Genomic DNA, 16,162 nt, shown 5'->3' on the forward strand with positions numbered 1-16,162 from the left:
TCCACCCATCCGCCGGAGGAACCCACCATGACCGCACGCTCCACCCGTCGTACGACCGCCGCGCACTCCCGTCTGGCAGCGGTCGGTGCGATCGCGGTCGCAGGCGCCCTGATTCTCACCGGCTGCGGTGACCAGACCAAGGACAAGGACAAGTCCTCCGGAAGTTCGTCCGCCACCGGCTCCGCCCCGCTCGCCGACAAGCTCCCGGCGCAGATCCGTGACAAGGGTGTCATCAAGGTCGGTTCCGACATCGCCTACGCGCCGGTCGAGTTCAAGGACAAGTCCGGCAAGGTCGCCGGACTCGACCCGGATGTGGCCGCCGCCCTGGGCAAGCAGCTCGGGGTGACCTTCGAGTTCGAGAACGGCACCTTCGACGCCCTGCTCACCGGCATCCGCTCCAGCCGCTACGACATCGCCATGTCGGCGATGACGGACAACAAGAGCCGCCAGCAGGGTGTCGACCCGACCACCGGCAAGAAGGTCGGCGAGGGCGTCGACTTCGTCGACTACCTGCAGGCCGGCGTCTCCATCTACACCCGCAAGGGCGACACCGGTGGCATCAAGTCCTGGTCCGACCTGTGCGGCAAGAAGATCGCCCTGGAGCGCGGCACCGTCTCGCAGGACCTTGCCAAGGCCGAGGCGAAGAAGTGTCCGAGCGGCAAGACGCTCACCATCGAGCCCTTCGACGACGACCAGCAGGCCCAGACCCGCCTGCGCTCGGGCGGCGTGGACGCGGCCTCCTCCGACTTCCCGGTCGCCGCGTACGCGGTGAAGACCTCCGGCGGCGGCAAGGACTTCCAGGTCGTCGGCCAGCAGGTCGAGGCGGCCCCGTACGGCATCGCCGTCGGCAAGAGCAACACCCAGCTGCGGGACGCGCTGCAGGCCGCGGTGAACGCGATCATCAAGAACGGCGAGTACCAGAAGATCCTTGAGAAGTGGGGTGCCCAGGACGGCGCCGTCAAGGAGTCCGTCGTCAACGGCGGCAAGTGACCGCGCCCGAGCGGCCGCTGAGAGGCGACATCCGTGACTGCTGACATCGACAAGACGGCGGGGCCCGGGGACGCACCCGCGACCGGCCCCCAGCCGATCAGGGCCATCCCCGTCCGGCACTACGGGCGCTACATCACCGCGCTCGTCGCGATCGCCCTCCTCGTGGCGATCATCTACGCGTTCGGCCAGGGCAAGATCAACTGGCATGCCGTTCCCGACTACTTCTTCGACGACCGGATCACGACCGGCGTCGGCAAGACCCTCCTGCTGACGGTCCTGTCGATGCTGATCGGCATCGTCGGCGGCATCGTCCTCGCGGTGATGCGCCTGTCGAAGAACCCGGTGACCTCGGCCATCGCGTGGTTCTACATCTGGTTCTTCCGCGGCACCCCGGTCCTGGTCCAGCTCTTCCTCTGGTTCAACCTGGGCCTGGTCTTCGAGTACGTCAACCTGATGCCGTTCTACAAGGACTACTGGTCGAACTTCATGACGCCGCTGCTGACGGCGTTGCTCGGCCTGGGTCTGAACGAGGCGGCGTACATGGCGGAGATCTGCCGCGCCGGCCTGCTCGCCGTCGACGAGGGCCAGACCGAGGCCGCCCACGCGCTGGGCATGAGCCAGGGCAGGACCCTGCGCCGCATCGTCATCCCGCAGGCGATGCGGGTGATCGTGCCGCCGACCGGCAACGAGGTCATCAACATGCTGAAGACGACCTCCCTGGTGGCGGCCGTCCAGTATCCGGAGCTGTTCCGCTACGCCCAGGACATCGGCCAGGTCTCCGGCGCCCCGGTGGAGATGTACTTCCTCGCCGCCGCCTGGTACCTGATCATGACCTCCGTGCTGAGCGTGGGCCAGTTCTACATCGAGCGGTACTACGCCCGCGGCTCCAGCCGCAGCCTTCCGGCGACGCCGTGGCAGAAGGTCAGGGCGCACCTGACGTCCTTCTCCAGCAGGAAGGTCACGGCATGACCGACAAGCTCACCGAGCAGGACTCCGCCGCGCGTGACACGGGCGTGGCGATGGTGAAGGCCGAGGGCGTGCACAAGTCCTTCGGCCAGGTCGAGGTGCTCAAGGGCATCGACCTGGAGGTCAGGCCTGGCGAGGTGTTCTGCCTCATCGGCCCCTCCGGCTCCGGCAAGTCGACGTTCCTGCGCTGCATCAACCACCTGGAGAAGATCAACGCCGGCCGGCTGTACGTCGACGGCGAGCTGGTCGGCTACCGCCAGCACGGCGACAGGCTGTACGAACTGCGCGACCGCGAGGTCGCGATGAAGCGCCGGGACATCGGCATGGTCTTCCAGCGCTTCAACCTGTTCCCGCACATGACGGCCGTCGAGAACGTCATGGAGGCACCGGTCCAGGTCAAGGGCGCCAAGCGGGCCGAAGCCCAGCAGCGTGCGATGAGCCTGCTGGAGCGGGTGGGCCTGGCCGACCGGGCGGGGCACTACCCCTCGCAGCTCTCCGGCGGCCAGCAGCAGCGCGTGGCGATCGCCCGCGCGCTGGCCATGGACCCGAAACTGATGCTGTTCGACGAGCCGACCTCGGCGCTCGACCCGGAACTGGTCGGTGACGTCCTGGACGTCATGCGCGACCTCGCCGAGTCCGGCATGACGATGGTCGTCGTCACCCACGAGATGGGCTTCGCCCGGGAGGTGGGCGACAGCCTGGTCTTCATGGACGAGGGTGTGGTGGTCGAGTCCGGCCACCCGCGGGAGGTCCTGACCAACCCGCGGCACGAGCGCACCCAGTCGTTCCTGTCGAAGGTGCTCTGAGGTGCTCTGAGGTGCTCTGAGCAGCGCCGCGGCACGCACCCGAAGGGGCGGTACGGAATCCTTGGGTTCTAGGAGTCGTTGCAACACCCCAGTTCAAGGGGTGCGATGGACTTCGAGATCCGTAAGGACCGGACGAAGCCTCAAGGGCGGAAGAAGCTCACCCGGGAGCGGGAGGCATACTCCCGGCTCATGCAGCAGGGCGTGAGCAACCGGGAAGCGTGCCGGATCGTCGGGATCGACGAGCGGACCGGCCAGAAGTGGCGCAACGGGCGTCATGCATACGGAAACCGGAAGGCGCTGCCACCGATCAACGCGGTGGCAGCGCCTTCCGGTCCGTCCCGGTACCTGCGCGAGGAAGACCGCATCCACATCGCCGACCGGCTGCGGGAGAAGGCGACCGTGCGGGCAATCGCCGCGGAACTGGGCCGCAGCACCTCCACGGTCAGCCGGGAGATCCGCCGCAACCGTCACCCGGTGGGCGGCCAGTACCGCCCGCACGCGGCTCAGGCCCGCGCCGATGCCCGCCGGCCCCGTCCGAAGCCCGGGAAGATCGGCCAGAACCCGCAGCTGCGGGACTTCATACAGGACCACCTGGACATACGGTGGAGCCCCGAGCAGATCTGCCAGGCTCTGCGGGCACAGTTCCCCCAGCGGCCGGAGATGCACGTGGTCCACGAAACGGTCTACCAGGCCCTCTACATCCAGGGCCGCGGTGAACTGCGCCGCGAGCTGGCCCGAGCGCTGCGCACCGGACGGGCCCGGCGCAAGCCCCGCCGCCAGGCCCAGCAGCGCCAGCCGCGATACGCCACTCCCGTGGTCGTGATCAGCGAACGGCCCGCCGAGGCGTCGGACCGGGCCGTGCCCGGCCACTGGGAAGGCGACCTGATCACCGGCAAGGACGGGAAGTCGGCCATCGGCACCCTGGTCGAGCGCGCCACCCGCTACGTCATGCTCCTGCATCTGCCCGGCGACCACGGCGCCGAGAGCGTCCGGGACGCACTGGTCACCACGGTCCAGACACTGCCGTCCCACCTCAGACGGTCCCTGACCTGGGACCAGGGATCAGAGATGGCCGCCCACGGCTCCTTCACCGTCACCACCGACGTCCCGGTCTACTTCCGCGATCCGGCCAGCCCCTGGCAGCGCGGCTCCAACGAAAACACCAACGGCCTGCTGCGGCAGTACTTTCCCAAGGGCACCGACCTCGCCGTCCACACCCGCGAGCACCTCGACGCCGTTGCCGCAGAGCTGAACGGCCGCCCAAGCAAAACGCTCGGCTGGGAAACCCCAGCCGAGCGCCTGCATAAACTGCTCACGGCCTGATCAACACGACCACGTGTTGCGACGACCCCTAGAAACCGCCAATCTCCGTACCGCCCCTTCCGGTTTCGTACCGCACCTTCGTGCGACCGGAGGCTCGCGCGTGCTCACTTCAGCGCGAGCAGCAGCGTGTCCGAGGGCGAGCACCACACCGGGCGGGCCTCCGCGAAGCCCTTCTCGCGCAGGACGCGGGCGTGCCAGGCGGCGGACGGCATGTCCCCGTCGGCGTGCTCCCCGTAGATCTCGAAGCGGCGGGCGGTCGGCGCGGCCAGGACCGGGTCCTCGGCGGCCACCTGCCACCACTCGGCCCAGTCCAGGGCCCCCTGCCCCCTGGCCGCGTCCATGCGCGCGTGCCGCTGGGCGCGTTCGGCCGCGTTGATCCGCGGGGTCGCATCGTCGATCATGTGGTCCGCGTTCATGAAGACACCACCGTCGCGGACGAGTTCCGCGACCTGACCGTAGAGGGCGGCGAGGGGTTCGCTGTGCAGCCAGTGCAGGGCCGTGGCGGTCAGGACGGCGTCGTAGGAGTCGTACGGCAGCTTCGCCGTCCAGTCGGGGTCCTTCAGGTCGGCGGTGACGAAGGAGACGCGTCCGTCGCCCTCGAAGGTGCCCTCGGCGATCGCGAGCAGCGCCGGGTCGAGGTCGACGCCGGTGCTGGTGGCCTCGGGGAAGCGGGCGAGCAGGCGGGCCGTGATGGTGCCGGTGCCGCAGGCCAGGTCCAGGACCCGCGGCGCGGCGCCGACCATGGCCTCGACCATGTCGAGCATGATGCGGAAGCGGTCCTCCCGGTCGGGCATGTACCACTCCTGCTGCCGGTCCCAGCTCTCCTGCCAGGCCCGCCAGTCCGTTCCCGCCGCCGTGATGTCCGTGCCCGTGCCGGTCATCGCCGCCCTCCCTCACCCGTAGCCCGCGTAATACCCTGGAAGCACGACCGGCTGTTACCGACCGCATCCATGACCATAGAGCGCCCTCGTAAGGACTACAAGTGGAACTGGCCTATTACTCGGATTACGCCGTACGTCTCGTCAACAGCGAGGAACCGGCCCGGGGCAAGGACGCCCTGACCACGGTCGAGGCGGTCCGGGACCTGTTCGGCGCCAACGGCTCGGCGGCCCGCCGCGCCACGGAGGCCGACGTCACCCGCTTTCGTTCGGTACGGGCCCGGCTGCGCGCGGTCTTCGAAGCGGCCGACCAGGGCGACGAGACGCTCGCGGTGGCCCTGCTCAACTCCCTGCTGCTGGAGTTCCCGGTGAGCCCGCAGATCTCCGGGCACGACCACCGCGACGACGACGGCCGTCCGCTGTGGCACATGCACCTGGCCGACCACCCGTCCAACGCGACGGCCGGCTACGCGGCGATCGCGGCGATGGGACTCGCCTTCCACCTGACCGAGTACGGCGTGGACCGCCTGGGCCTGTGCGAGGCGGCGCCCTGCCGCAACGCCTACCTGGACACCTCGACGAACCGCTCGCGCCGCTACTGCTCCGACCGCTGCGCCACGCGCGCCAACGTGGCCGCCTACCGGGCCCGCAAACGCCTGGAGGCCGACCGGTCGGGAAAGACGGGCCTGACGGCCGACAGCGCCCAGCGCGCCACCGCCAGCGGCGAACGCTGAGCAGTCCTGCGCGGCCGGTAGCGCAGCCACGCCTTGCCCAGCACCAGCTCCTGGGGCACGGTGCCGTAGTCGGTGCTGTCCCCTCCGGCGTACGCGTTGTCGCCGAGCACCCACCAGCCGCCCTCGCGCCGTTCCACCGCACGCTTGACGACGAGCAGGTCCTGCTGGAACGGATGACGCAGCACGATCACGTCGCCCGGACGGACTCGCGCGCCGTACTGCACCACGAGCCGGTCCCCGTGGTACAGCGTGGGCACCATGGAAGGCCCGGTCACCTCGGCCAGCCCGAAGGGCAGTACGGCACCCCCGCGCTCGCTCTCCTGCAACAGCTCCGGCATCCCCGGCACCTCCCCGGTCCGTTCCTCCACCAGTCTCAGTCTGACCCTGGACTTTTGTCCTAAGCCCCAGGGGGCACCCGCGAAAACAGGCTTTGCAGGGAGTAATGTCCCACCTGAGAAGACGATCACGAGGAAGGAACGCTCCATGCTTTCCCGCCTGTTTGCCCCCAAGGTCAAGGTCAGCGCACACTGCGACCTGCCCTGCGGTGTGTACGACCCCGCCCAGGCCCGCATTGAGGCGGAGTCGGTGAAGGCCGTCCAGGAGAAGATGGCCGGCAACGACGACCCGCACTTCCAGGCCCGCGCCACCGTCATCAAGGAGCAGCGCGCCGAGCTGGCCAAGCACCACGTCTCCGTGCTGTGGAGCGACTACTTCAAGCCCCCGCACTTCGAGAAGTACCCCGAGCTGCACCAGCTGGTCAACGACACCCTGAAGGCGCTCTCCGCCGCCAAGGCGTCGACCGACCCGGCCACGGGCCAGAAGGCCCTGGACCACATCGCGCAGATCGACAAGATCTTCTGGGAGACGAAGAAGGCCTGACCTTCCGTCATACCTTCTGACCTGCGATTTCCTTGATCGCCTGGTCTTCCTGTCCGCACCCGGACCGCAGAGCGCCGAACACGGCGTCCACGGCGGCCCGGGTGCGGCCGTTTCGAGGGCGTCACGTCCTCACGGCCGCGCGTGCTTCGGCAGGGTGAGGATCTCGGCCCCGTCGTCGGTGATGGCGATCGTGTGCTCGCTGTGTGCCGTACGGCAACCGGTCGCGCTGCGGAGCGTCCATCCGTCGGCGTCGGTGACGAGGGTGGCGGTGTCCGCCATGACCCACGGCTCCAGCGCCAGCAGCAGCCCCGGACGCAGCTTGTAGCCGCGGCCGGGCCGTCCGGTGTTCGGCACGTGCGGGTCCTGGTGCATGGTCGACCCGATGCCGTGACCTCCGAACTCGGTGTTGATCGGATACCCCGCCTTGCCGAGAACCGTGCCGATGGCATGGGCGATGTCGCCGACGCGCGCCCCGGGACGGGCGGCGGCGATCCCCGCGGCCAGCGCGCGTTCGGTCGCCTCGATCATCGCGACGCTCTGCGCGGGCCGCGCGTCGCCGACGAGGAAGCTGATGGCCGCGTCCGCCGCGACTCCGTGCCGGGAGACGGCGAGGTCGAGGGTGAGCAGGTCACCGTCGGCCAGCGTGTAGTCGTACGGCCGTCCGTGGAGTACCGCGTCGTTGACGGCCGTGCAGATGTAGTGGCCGAACGGGCCGCGCCCGAAGGACGGCGCGTAGTCGACGTAGCAGGACTGCGCTCCCGCCTCCGCGATCATCTCCTTGGTCCACCGGTCGATGTCCAGAAGGTTCGTGCCGACCGTGCTGCGGCTCCTCATCTCCTCGAGGATGTCGGCGACCAGGGCGCCCGTGTCCTTCGCGCGGGTCAGCAGGGTGGGGTTCAGGATCTCGATCATGCGGCGACCTTCTCATGGGACCAATAACTATACCGGCCATACTATACCGGTACTAGAATCGGATTCATGGTCAGGTTGCCGCTCACCCCCGCAGAGGTCGCACGCGGACAGCGCCTCGGCGCCCTCCTCCGCCGGGCCCGAGGAGGGCGCTCGATGCTCGATGTCGCCCTCGACGCACGCGTCTCGCCGGAGACCCTCCGCAAGATCGAGTCGGGCCGCGTGGCCACCCCCGCCTTCCCGACCATCGCGGCGATCGCCGATGTCCTCGGCCTCTCCCTCGATACGGTGTGGGCCGAGATCAACCGGCCGGAGCACGGCGTGGACCTGACGGCTCCGCTCGCCACGCACGCGAGCGGCTGACCTCGTAGGCCTTCCGCCGGCCGGGCTCTGCCCGGCGGTGGTCATGCGATGCTGTCCGGGTGATGTCCCGAGAGGATCTGGTCCGGCTGCGGCGGGCCCGCGACCGTATGGACCGGGAGTACGCCGATCCCCTGGACGTGGCGGCGCTCGCGCGCACCGCGCTGATGTCCCCGGGGCACTTCCAGCGCAGTTTCCGCGAGGCCTACGGGGAGACCCCGTACTCCTACCTCATGACCCGTCGTATCGAGCGGGCCAAGGCCCTGCTCAGGCGGGGCGACATGAGCGTGACGGAGGTGTGCCTGGCGGTCGGGTGCACCTCGCTGGGTTCGTTCAGTTCACGCTTCACCGAACTCGTCGGCGAGACCCCGAGCGCCTACCGGGCCCGCCCGCACGACGCGAGCGCGGTGATCCCGACCTGCGTGACCCGCGCCTTCACCCGCCCCAGGCGCACGGGTCCACCGCCCGCGCCGTAGCCGGAAAGTGGCTAGCGTGAAGGCATGGACCTCAAACTGCGCCAGTGTTTCATCGCCGTGGACGACCACGACAAGGCGCTCGCCTTCTACCGCGACGTGCTGGGACTGGAAGTCCGTAACGATGTCGGGTTCGAGGGGATGCGGTGGGTGACCGTGGGGTCGCCGTCGCAGCCCGATGTCGAGATCGTCCTGGAGCCGCCCGCGGCCCATCCGGACATCTCCCCCGCCGACAAGGAGATCATGGCCCGGCTGCTGGCCAAGGGCGTGCTGCGGGGGGTCAACTTCACCACCACCGACTGCGACGCCCTCTTCGCCCGAGTCCAGGAGTACGGCGCCGACGTCGTCCAGGAGCCGATGGACCAGCCCTACGGCGTACGGGACTGCGCGTTCCGCGACCCGGCGGGCAACATGCTGCGGTTCATGGAGCGCGCGCAGGGCTGACGTGCGGACGGGCCTGCCGAGGGCTCCCCTGCCGCGCGCCCCCGCCCTACGATCACGCCATGAGCATCCGCTGGACGTACGCCTTCGTCGACCGGCCCGCCGAGCACTTCGTGCGCGCCCTGCAGTTCTGGGCGGCCGTCACGGACACGCGGACGTCCGGACGCCGCGGTGACCGGGGCGAGTTCGCCACCCTGCTGCCGACCGGCGCCGGAGCCGACGCCTGTGCCAAGGTGCAGGCCGTCACCGGCGGGGAGGGCGGCGCGCATCTGGATCTCGCCGCCGACGACGTCCCTGGCCTGGTGGCGGCTGCCCTGCGGCTCGGCGCCGCGACGGTCGCCGAGCACGAGGGGTGGGCCGTACTGCGGTCACCGGCCGGGCAGCCGTTCTGCGTGGTGCCCTGGCACGGGGAGTCGGTGCGCCCGCCCGTCGTCCACGGCAGCCGCCTCGACCAGGTCTGCCTCGACGTCCCGCCCTGCGCCCACGAGGCCGAAGTCGCCTTCTGGAGCGGGCTCCTGGAGGGCTGGCGGGCGCGGCCCGGCTCCCGGCCCGAGTTCCACGTGCTCGAGCCGCCGGCCGGTCTGCCGGTCCGCGTCCTGCTGCAACGGCTGGACGAGGAACGACCCGCCTCCGCCCACCTCGACCTGGCCTGCGCGGACATCGGCGCCACTCGCGCCCGGCACGAGCATCTGGGCGCGGCCCCGGTGGCCGATCACCCGCACTGGGCGGTGCTGCGCGACCCGGCCGGCGGCCTGTACTGCCTGACCGGACGGGACCCGGAGACGGGCGGTCTCCCCCGGGCCGCGTCCTGCGACCGCCCCGTCACCCCCTCCGCCCCGCCCCTCACTTCCTCCGGTACGTCCGCACCAGCACACCGTTGCTGAACGCGCGCAGCTCGTCGAGGGCGAACTCCGTGATGCGGAAGTCCGAGCCGAACATCGGCATGCCGGTGTGGAGCACGACCGGGTAGGTCTTCACGACGATCTCGTCGATCTCGTCGGCGAGTTCACCGGCGAGCCGCGAGCCGCCGCACAGGTAGATGCCGGCCTCCCCGCCCTCCGACTTCAGGGCGCGGACCCTCGCGAGCAGGTCCGTGGAGATGACCTCCACGTGCGGGTCGGGCGACTGCACCAGGGTGCGGGAGGCGACGTACTGGCGCAGGTGGGCGTAGGGGCTGGCGATGCCCTCCTTGAAGGCGAGGTCGTAGCTGGCGCGCCCCTGCACGACGGTGTCGAAGCGCCGGTTCTCCAGGTGGTCGACGCCGAGTGCCCGGCGCCCGTGGGTCGCCAGGGTCTCCGGGTACTCCGCCGTCAGGTAGGCCAGGAACTCCTCGTCGGCGAAGCGGTGGAACATCGCCGCGTCTCCGCTCGGGTCCCCGATGAACCCGTCTATGGAGCAGGCGATGAAGTAGGTGAGCTTTCGCAATCCGCACCCTTTCCGTAGGCCGTGTGAACCACTTTGCTTATAGTGCTTCAGTTGTAGTACTTCAAGCGTAGTGATCGCAAGGGTGCGGCGACGGGAACCCGGGCACCGGACAAAGTGGGAGAAGGGGTTCCGCATGGCCGAGTAGAACCGAGGCAGGCTGCGGAAACCCAGGAGGACTGCGGAGAGCTTCAGGCTCTCCGTTCTGGGTTCCCCGTTCTGCCTTCTGGGTTCTGCGTTGCGCGTTCTGCGGTGAGCCAGGCGCCCGTCCGGGAGGTCGAGCGCGCGGCGGTGCACGGCGCGGGCCCCGCACACCGTGGGGCAGTGCGGGACCCGCCGAGCCGGAGCCCCGGGTCCGTACGGGGTCAGGAGCCGTACGGACCCGGAGGCGCCGGAACCTGGGTACACGCCTCAGCTGCTGCGCCGGGTCACGAACTCGGCCAGCGCCAGCAGGCCTCCGGCGGCGGCGGGGTCCGGGACGGCGCGGGAGAGTTCGTGAACGGCCTGGGCCATCCGGTCGGCCGCCTGGGACTGCGCCCAGTCCCGGCCACCGGCCCGCTCCACCGCCAGTGCGGCGCGCTCCTCCTCTCCTTCCTGGTGGGGCCTGGCGTACAGCTCGGCGAGTTCCTCGGCGGCCGGGGTGCCGGAGGTGAGCGCGGCGACCACGGGCAGGGACTTCTTGCGTGCGGCGAGATCTGCGCCGGCCGGCTTGCCGGTGCGCCGGGGGTCGCCCCATATGCCGATCACGTCGTCGATGAGCTGGAACGCCAGTCCCGCCTGCCGGCCGAACGCGTCAAGCGCCTCCACCTCGTCCTCGCCCGCCCCCGCGTACAGCGCCCCGGCGGCGCAGGCGCAGCCGATCAGCGCCCCGGTCTTGGCCTCGGCCATGGCGAGCACCTCGGAGAGGGCGACCTGATCGGGCGGTCGGCGCTCCAGGGCGGTGTCCGCGTGCTGGCCCGCGCACAGCTCGACGACACAGGACGCGAGCCGGACGGCGACCGCCCGGGCCGCCGGATGCGGATCCTCGGCGAGCATCCGCAGTGCCAGCGCCTGCAGGGCGTCCCCGGCGAGGATGGCGTCGGCATCACCGAACACCGACCAGACCGTGGGCCGGTGGCGGCGGGTGGCGTCCCGGTCCATCACGTCGTCGTGCAGCAGCGTGAAGTTGTGGACCAGCTCCACCGCCGCCGCGGCCCGGGCGGCGGCCGCTCTCGCCCGCGGCCCGCCCAGCGCGGCGGCCGCGGTGAGGACCAGTGCCGGGCGGATCGCCTTGCCCGCGTGTCCCGCGGCGGGTGTGCCGTCCGCGTCCTCCCAGCCGAAGTGGTAGCGCGCGACCCGGCGCATGGAGGCGGGCAACGAGGCCACCGCCGAGCGCAGTTCCGGGTCGAACGACCGCCGCGCCTGTTCGAGGATCCCCGCCGCGTCCTGCCCGTCGGACACTCCCTCGACGTCCGTGACGGCGCTCTCCGGTCCGTCGAGGCGGTCCGTGCCGACGGGCCGGGGCAGCGACTCCACGGGTACCGCCCCTCCCTGCCGCGCCGTCGCCGCGGTGCGCCGCGCACCGGGCGGGCGCGGTGTCGTCCCCGTCATGAACTCGGCCATCCGCTCCCCCTCGGACAGTTGGCGATCAGTGGCGTCCGCGCCCGCGGCTCCGGGCGCGCACCGCCGGGGTGTACTACCCGGGTCCCGGGGCGGGGACACCGCGAGCCGGCGACGGACCTCAGCGCCAACGACCGACCTCGACGTTCTCCAGCACGCCCAGCGCGTCCGGCACCAGCACGGCCGCCGAGTAGTAGGCCGTCACCAGGTACTTGATGATGGCCTGCTCGTTGATGCCCATGAAGCGCACGGACAGGCTCGGCTCGATCTCGTCCGGGATGCCCTTGGCCCGCAGCCCGATGACGCCCTGGTCCTCCTCGCCGGTGCGCAGCGCGATGATCGAGCTGGTCCGGGCGTCGGTGACCGGGATCTTGTTGCACGGGAAGATCGGCACCCCGCGCCAGGTGGGGATGCGGTTGCCGCCCATGTCGATGGTCTCGGGAACCAGCCCCCGCTTGTTCAGCTCACGGCCGAACGCGGCGATGGCGCGTGGGTGGGCGAGGAACAGCTTGGTGCTGCGGCGCCGGCTGAGCAGCTCGTCCATGTCGTCGGGGCCCGGCACGCCGTCGTGCGGCTGGATCCGCTGGTCGTACTCGCAGTTGTGGAGCAGGCCGAAGTCGCGGTTGTTGATCAGTTCGTGCTCCTGGCGCTCCTTCAACGCCTCGACGGTGAGCCGGAGCTGCTGCTCCGTCTGGTTCATCGGCTGGTTGTAGAGGTCGGCCACGCGGCTGTGGATCCGCAGGACGGTCTGGGCGATGCTCAGCTCGTACTCACGGGGCCTGGCCTCGTAGTCCACGAAGGTGTGCGGGATGTCCGGCTCACCGCTGTGCCCGGCCGCGAGGGCGACCTCCTTCTCGCCGTACTTGTTGGTGCGCTGCCCGGGGATCGAGCGCAGTTGCCTCAGGTGGGCGCCCAGCGAGTCGGCGCGCTCGGCGACCTGCTGGAAGTCGTCGCGGGACAGGACGAGCACGGTGCAGGTGGTGGCGGCGCGGACCGTGTGGTCCCAGATGGCGTCCGGGTCCAGCAGCGCCTGCTCGCCGAAGTAGGCGCCGTCGGCGAGGACACCGAGGACCTGGTCGTCGCCGTACGGGCCGGTGCCGACCTTCTCCGCCCGGCCGTGCGCGAGCAGGTAGACCTCCTCGGACTGGTTGCCGAAGGAGGCGATCACCTGGCCTGCTTCGATCTCCCGCTGCGTGCAGCGCTGGGCCAGTTCGGAGAGCACGTCGTCGTCCTCGTACCCGCGCAGCGCCGGCAGTTCACCGAGTTCGGCGGGGATCACCTCGACGCGGTCACCGGTCTTCACGAAGGTGACCCGGCCGTCGCCGACCGCGTACGTGAGGCGCCGGTTGACCCGGTACGTGCCGCCCTGCACGTCGGTCCACGGCAGCATGCGCAGCAGCCAGCGCGAGCTGATCTCCTGCATCTGGGGTACGGACTTGGTGGTGGTGGCCAGGTTCCGCGCGGCCGCGGTGCCGAGGCTCTGCTGCGGCCGGTCCTGTTCCGTGCGGACCTCATCGCCTACCGACATAGAGAATTGCCCTCCCGCTCATGCCCGGCCCGATCGGAGCCGGGCATCGATTCGCGAGGACCAGCCTTCCATCACGTAACGTGTCCGTGCTATTACACGAAAGAGCGGGAATGGAAGGGTGGCGGCCCGGGCACACATGGGGATCCCGCTCGGTTCGGGCATGGGTTTTCAGCCGGAGGCGGGCTGCGCCCCCGCACTCGAGACCTCTGCGCCCGCGCCCCCGCGGGGCGCGGCGGCGCCGGGGACAATGGGCGGATGACCAGCCCCGCCGTCCCCGATCCCGCCGCGCTCTCCCCGAGGCTCCCCTCGCCGTTGCAGGAACTGAGCGACGACCGGTTCGCCCGGCGTGGACTGCGCCTGCTGCTCAAGCGGGACGATCTGATCCACCCGGAGCTGACCGGGAACAAGTGGCGCAAACTCGCCCCGAACCTGCGGGCCGCCGCCGGGCGGACCGTCGTGACCTTCGGCGGTGCCTACTCCAACCATCTGCGGGCGACCGCGGCGGCGGGCCGTCTCCTCGGCGTGCCCACGGTCGGCGTGGTCCGCGGCCAGGAGCTGGCCGACCGTCCCCTCAACCCCTCTCTGGCCCGGTGCGCGGCCGACGGGATGCGTCTGCACTTCGTCGACCGGTCGACGTACCGACGCAAGGCCGATCCGGCGACGTCGGCGGCCGTCCTGCGCGCGGTCGGGGTCCCCGGCTCGTACGTGGTGCCCGAGGGCGGCAGCAACGCGCTCGCGGTGCGCGGCTGTACGGCGCTCGGCGCGGAGCTGGGCGACCGGGCCGACGTCGTCGCCGTCGCCTGCGGCACCGGCGGCACCCTCGCCGGACTCGCCGCCGGACTGCCGGAAGGCAGGCGTGCCCTGGGCATACCGGTCCTCAAGGGCGGCTTCCTGGGCACCGCGGTGCAGGCCCTGCAGGAAGAGGCCTTCGGCGCCCGGCGCGGCACGTGGTCCCTCGACGACCGCTTCCACTTCGGCGGTTACGCCCGTCCCGCCCCCGAACTCGACGCTTTCGCCGAGGACTTCGCCGCCCGGCACGGCGTCCCCGTCGAGCGGCTGTACGTCGCCAAGCTGCTGTACGGCCTGCTCACCCTGGCCGAGGAGGGCGCCTTCGCGCGCGGGACGACGATCGCCGCCGTCGTGACGGGCCGGCCCTTCCCGTCGTAGCCGCGTCCTCTCGGGCGGCAGGTGCCTCGAACCGGAAGCGGGGAACCGGAAGCCGCCGGGATCCCCGAGCCCCGAGCCGGGTACCGGGAAGCTACGCGGCTTCCCGGTACGCGGCCGCCTCCTCCAGGTCCAGCCTGCGCAGCAGCGTGCGCAGCATCTCGTCGTCGATGTAGCGGCCGTCCCGCAGGCGTACGAAGACGGCGCGCTCGGCGCTGATCATGTCCCGGGAGAGCCTGCGGTAGGTGTCGTCGACCGATTCGCCGGTGACCGGGTTGGTCTGGCCGAGGCGTTCCCACACGGCGTTGCGGCGGCGTTCCAGGACCGAGCGGAGCCGGTCCGCCAGCGGGGGCGGGAGGGCGTTGCGCTCGTCGGTGAGCAGTTCCTCCAGGCACTGTTCGGCGGCCCGGGAGGCCTGTGCCTGGGCGTTCGCCTCGGCGAGCGTGGCGGCCTGCGCGTCGTGGCCGGGGAGCTTCAGCAGGCGGATCAGCGGCGGCAGGGTCAGGCCCTGCACCACCAGCGTCCCGATGACCGTCGTGAAGGTGAGGAAGAGGATCAGGTTCCGCTGCGGGAAGGGACCTCCGCCGTGCACCGTGAGCGGGATGGAGAAGGCGATGGCCAAGGACACCACGCCCCGCATCCCGGCCCACCCGGTGACCATCGCGCCTCTCCAGGTGGGGTTCTCCTCCCGTTCGCGCACCCGCCGCAGCAGCAGCCTGGGCAGGAACGTCGCCGGGTACACCCACACGAACCGGGTGACCACGACCACGAGGAAGACGGCGACGGCGTACCAGGCGGCCGCGGCGCCGGCGTACTCCTCCAGCCCGCTGAGGACAATCGGCAGTTGCAGTCCGATGAGGGCGAACACCGCCGACTCCAGGACGAAGGCGACCATCTTCCACACCGCCTCCTCCTGGAGCCGGGTGGCGAAGTCGACCTCCCACGCGCGGTGACCGAGGTAGAGGGCGACCGTGACGACCGCGAGGACGCCGGAGGCGTGCACCTGCTCGGCGATGCCGTAGGCGACGAACGGGATCAGCAGGGAGAGCGTGTTCTGCAGCAGCGCTTCCTTCAGATGGGTGCGCAGCCAGTGCAGCGGCGCCATCAGCACCACTCCGACGCCGACCCCGCCGACCGCCGCGACGAGGAACTCCTCGACCCCCCCGGACCAGGTCGCGCCCTCGCCGACGGCCGCCGCGAGGGCCACCTTGTAGGCGGTGATCGCGGTGGCGTCGTTGAGCAGGGACTCGCCCTGAAGGATCGTGGTGATGCGCGAGGGCAGGCCGACGCGGCGGGCCACCGCCGTCGCCGCGACCGCGTCCGGCGGGGCCACCACGGCGCCCAGCACCAGCGCCGCCGTCAGCGGCAGACCCGGCACGATCAGGTAGGCGGCCCAGCCGACCACGAAGGTCGCGAAGAGCGCGTACCCCACCGAGAGCAGCGCCACGGGCCGCAGTTGCGCACGCAGGTCGAGGTAGGAGCTGTCGGCGGCGGACGTGTACAGCAGCGGGGGCAGCAGCAGCGGCAGGACCACCTCGGGGTCGAGGGTGTAGGCCGGCACCCCGGGGACGTAGGAGACCGCCAGCCCCGCGGCGACCAGCAGCAGCGGTGCGGGCACCGGGGTGCGCCGGGCGGCCCCGGCCACCACGGCGCTGCCCGCCACCAGCAACAGCAGCGGCATCACGTCCAT

At 70.9% G+C, this 16,162-nt stretch carries 18 protein-coding genes; 11 read left to right on the forward strand and 7 right to left on the reverse strand.

Annotation, left to right across the window (positions count from 1 at the left end):
- Positions 1 to 27 precede the first annotated feature (27 nt).
- From AB0G56_RS15850 to AB0G56_RS15865, 4 genes are all read left to right on the forward strand, one after another.
- Complete coding sequence (locus AB0G56_RS15850; protein WP_360969419.1) at positions 28 to 990, forward strand: ABC transporter substrate-binding protein; 963 nt, start codon at positions 28 to 30, stop codon at positions 988 to 990.
- Between the two features lie 33 nt (positions 991 to 1,023).
- The gene (locus AB0G56_RS15855) at positions 1,024 to 1,959 is read left to right on the forward strand and encodes an amino acid ABC transporter permease (protein ID WP_360969421.1); all 936 of its coding nucleotides are present in this window, start codon (positions 1,024 to 1,026) and stop codon (positions 1,957 to 1,959) included.
- Between the two features lie 50 nt (positions 1,960 to 2,009).
- Entirely contained in the window at positions 2,010 to 2,762 is a 753-nt protein-coding gene (locus tag AB0G56_RS15860; protein ID WP_360969616.1) for an amino acid ABC transporter ATP-binding protein, read from the forward strand.
- 297 nt (positions 2,763 to 3,059) lie between these two features.
- Positions 3,060 to 4,085: an IS30 family transposase gene (locus AB0G56_RS15865; RefSeq protein WP_360969618.1), complete on the forward strand. Its 1,026-nt coding sequence runs from the start codon at positions 3,060 to 3,062 to the stop codon at positions 4,083 to 4,085.
- Between the two features lie 104 nt (positions 4,086 to 4,189).
- On the opposite strand, the gene AB0G56_RS15870 is transcribed toward AB0G56_RS15865, so the two are convergent.
- Entirely contained in the window at positions 4,190 to 4,966 is a 777-nt protein-coding gene (locus tag AB0G56_RS15870) for a class I SAM-dependent methyltransferase (protein WP_360969423.1), read from the reverse strand.
- Between the two features lie 101 nt (positions 4,967 to 5,067).
- Here AB0G56_RS15870 and AB0G56_RS15875 point away from each other — a divergent pair, with 101 nt between their 5' ends.
- Positions 5,068 to 5,697 (forward strand): CGNR zinc finger domain-containing protein, encoded by a 630-nt coding sequence (locus AB0G56_RS15875; RefSeq protein ID WP_360969425.1) that lies wholly within the window; start codon positions 5,068 to 5,070, stop codon positions 5,695 to 5,697.
- On the opposite strand, the gene sodX is transcribed toward AB0G56_RS15875, so the two are convergent.
- Positions 5,601 to 6,035, reverse strand: coding sequence for a nickel-type superoxide dismutase maturation protease (sodX, locus tag AB0G56_RS15880; protein WP_360969620.1), 435 nt, complete (start codon positions 6,033 to 6,035; stop codon positions 5,601 to 5,603). The two genes, AB0G56_RS15875 and sodX, sit on opposite strands and share 97 nt — an antisense overlap.
- Before the next feature lie 145 nt (positions 6,036 to 6,180).
- Here sodX and sodN point away from each other — a divergent pair, with 145 nt between their 5' ends.
- Positions 6,181 to 6,576: a superoxide dismutase, Ni gene (gene sodN / locus AB0G56_RS15885; protein WP_055688839.1), complete on the forward strand. Its 396-nt coding sequence runs from the start codon at positions 6,181 to 6,183 to the stop codon at positions 6,574 to 6,576.
- 129 nt (positions 6,577 to 6,705) lie between these two features.
- On the opposite strand, the gene map is transcribed toward sodN, so the two are convergent.
- On the reverse strand, positions 6,706 to 7,488 hold the full coding sequence (gene map, locus AB0G56_RS15890; protein WP_360969427.1) for a type I methionyl aminopeptidase: 783 nt from the start codon (positions 7,486 to 7,488) through the stop codon (positions 6,706 to 6,708).
- Positions 7,489 to 7,554: 66 nt separating this feature from the next.
- Between map and AB0G56_RS15895 the strand changes: the two genes are divergently transcribed.
- From AB0G56_RS15895 to AB0G56_RS15910, 4 genes are all read left to right on the forward strand, one after another.
- On the forward strand, positions 7,555 to 7,848 hold the full coding sequence (locus AB0G56_RS15895; protein WP_360969429.1) for a helix-turn-helix transcriptional regulator: 294 nt from the start codon (positions 7,555 to 7,557) through the stop codon (positions 7,846 to 7,848).
- A gap of 62 nt (positions 7,849 to 7,910) precedes the next feature.
- The gene (locus AB0G56_RS15900) at positions 7,911 to 8,321 is read left to right on the forward strand and encodes a helix-turn-helix transcriptional regulator (protein ID WP_360969431.1); all 411 of its coding nucleotides are present in this window, start codon (positions 7,911 to 7,913) and stop codon (positions 8,319 to 8,321) included.
- Between the two features lie 24 nt (positions 8,322 to 8,345).
- The gene (locus AB0G56_RS15905; RefSeq protein WP_360969432.1) at positions 8,346 to 8,762 is read left to right on the forward strand and encodes a VOC family protein; all 417 of its coding nucleotides are present in this window, start codon (positions 8,346 to 8,348) and stop codon (positions 8,760 to 8,762) included.
- A 59-nt stretch (positions 8,763 to 8,821) separates the two neighbouring features.
- Positions 8,822 to 9,643, forward strand: coding sequence for a VOC family protein (locus AB0G56_RS15910; RefSeq protein ID WP_360969434.1), 822 nt, complete (start codon positions 8,822 to 8,824; stop codon positions 9,641 to 9,643).
- On the opposite strand, the gene AB0G56_RS15915 is transcribed toward AB0G56_RS15910, so the two are convergent.
- From AB0G56_RS15915 to AB0G56_RS15925, 3 genes are all read right to left on the reverse strand, one after another.
- Positions 9,603 to 10,184 (reverse strand): dihydrofolate reductase family protein, encoded by a 582-nt coding sequence (locus AB0G56_RS15915; RefSeq protein ID WP_360969436.1) that lies wholly within the window; start codon positions 10,182 to 10,184, stop codon positions 9,603 to 9,605. The two genes, AB0G56_RS15910 and AB0G56_RS15915, sit on opposite strands and share 41 nt — an antisense overlap.
- Positions 10,185 to 10,592: 408 nt before the next feature.
- On the reverse strand, positions 10,593 to 11,783 hold the full coding sequence (locus tag AB0G56_RS15920) for a family 2 encapsulin nanocompartment cargo protein polyprenyl transferase (RefSeq protein ID WP_360969438.1): 1,191 nt from the start codon (positions 11,781 to 11,783) through the stop codon (positions 10,593 to 10,595).
- A 118-nt stretch (positions 11,784 to 11,901) separates the two neighbouring features.
- Positions 11,902 to 13,308 (reverse strand): family 2B encapsulin nanocompartment shell protein, encoded by a 1,407-nt coding sequence (locus AB0G56_RS15925; RefSeq protein WP_360969439.1) that lies wholly within the window; start codon positions 13,306 to 13,308, stop codon positions 11,902 to 11,904.
- 255 nt (positions 13,309 to 13,563) lie between these two features.
- Between AB0G56_RS15925 and AB0G56_RS15930 the strand changes: the two genes are divergently transcribed.
- A complete protein-coding gene (locus AB0G56_RS15930) occupies positions 13,564 to 14,475 on the forward strand; it encodes a pyridoxal-phosphate dependent enzyme (protein WP_360969441.1) in 912 nt (303 codons plus the stop codon).
- A gap of 91 nt (positions 14,476 to 14,566) precedes the next feature.
- Here AB0G56_RS15930 and AB0G56_RS15935 read toward each other — a convergent pair whose 3' ends face one another.
- Positions 14,567 to 16,162, reverse strand: a complete 1,596-nt coding sequence (locus AB0G56_RS15935) for a Na+/H+ antiporter (RefSeq protein WP_360969443.1) — start codon at positions 16,160 to 16,162, stop codon at positions 14,567 to 14,569.

Source organism: Streptomyces sp. NPDC021356 (genome assembly GCF_040641015.1).
GTDB lineage: Bacteria > Actinomycetota > Actinomycetes > Streptomycetales > Streptomycetaceae > Streptomyces.

What these genes read in the sequence shown, in the direction of transcription:
- AB0G56_RS15850 (WP_360969419.1), top strand. Translation starts at nt 28, where the DNA reads ATGACCGCACGCTCCACCCGTCGTACGACCGCCGCGCACTCCCGTCTG.
- AB0G56_RS15860 (WP_360969616.1), top strand. Translation starts at nt 2,010, where the DNA reads ATGGTGAAGGCCGAGGGCGTGCACAAGTCCTTCGGCCAGGTCGAGGTG.
- AB0G56_RS15870 (WP_360969423.1), bottom strand. Translation starts at nt 4,966, where the DNA reads ATGACCGGCACGGGCACGGACATCACGGCGGCGGGAACGGACTGGCGG.
- sodX (WP_360969620.1), bottom strand. Translation starts at nt 6,035, where the DNA reads ATGCCGGAGCTGTTGCAGGAGAGCGAGCGCGGGGGTGCCGTACTGCCC.
- sodN (WP_055688839.1), top strand. Translation starts at nt 6,181, where the DNA reads ATGCTTTCCCGCCTGTTTGCCCCCAAGGTCAAGGTCAGCGCACACTGC.
- map (WP_360969427.1), bottom strand. Translation starts at nt 7,488, where the DNA reads ATGATCGAGATCCTGAACCCCACCCTGCTGACCCGCGCGAAGGACACG.
- AB0G56_RS15895 (WP_360969429.1), top strand. Translation starts at nt 7,555, where the DNA reads ATGGTCAGGTTGCCGCTCACCCCCGCAGAGGTCGCACGCGGACAGCGC.
- AB0G56_RS15900 (WP_360969431.1), top strand. Translation starts at nt 7,911, where the DNA reads ATGTCCCGAGAGGATCTGGTCCGGCTGCGGCGGGCCCGCGACCGTATG.
- AB0G56_RS15905 (WP_360969432.1), top strand. Translation starts at nt 8,346, where the DNA reads ATGGACCTCAAACTGCGCCAGTGTTTCATCGCCGTGGACGACCACGAC.
- AB0G56_RS15910 (WP_360969434.1), top strand. Translation starts at nt 8,822, where the DNA reads ATGAGCATCCGCTGGACGTACGCCTTCGTCGACCGGCCCGCCGAGCAC.
- AB0G56_RS15920 (WP_360969438.1), bottom strand. Translation starts at nt 11,783, where the DNA reads ATGGCCGAGTTCATGACGGGGACGACACCGCGCCCGCCCGGTGCGCGG.
- AB0G56_RS15925 (WP_360969439.1), bottom strand. Translation starts at nt 13,308, where the DNA reads ATGTCGGTAGGCGATGAGGTCCGCACGGAACAGGACCGGCCGCAGCAG.
- AB0G56_RS15930 (WP_360969441.1), top strand. Translation starts at nt 13,564, where the DNA reads ATGACCAGCCCCGCCGTCCCCGATCCCGCCGCGCTCTCCCCGAGGCTC.
- AB0G56_RS15935 (WP_360969443.1), bottom strand. Translation starts at nt 16,162, where the DNA reads ATGGACGTGATGCCGCTGCTGTTGCTGGTGGCGGGCAGCGCCGTGGTG.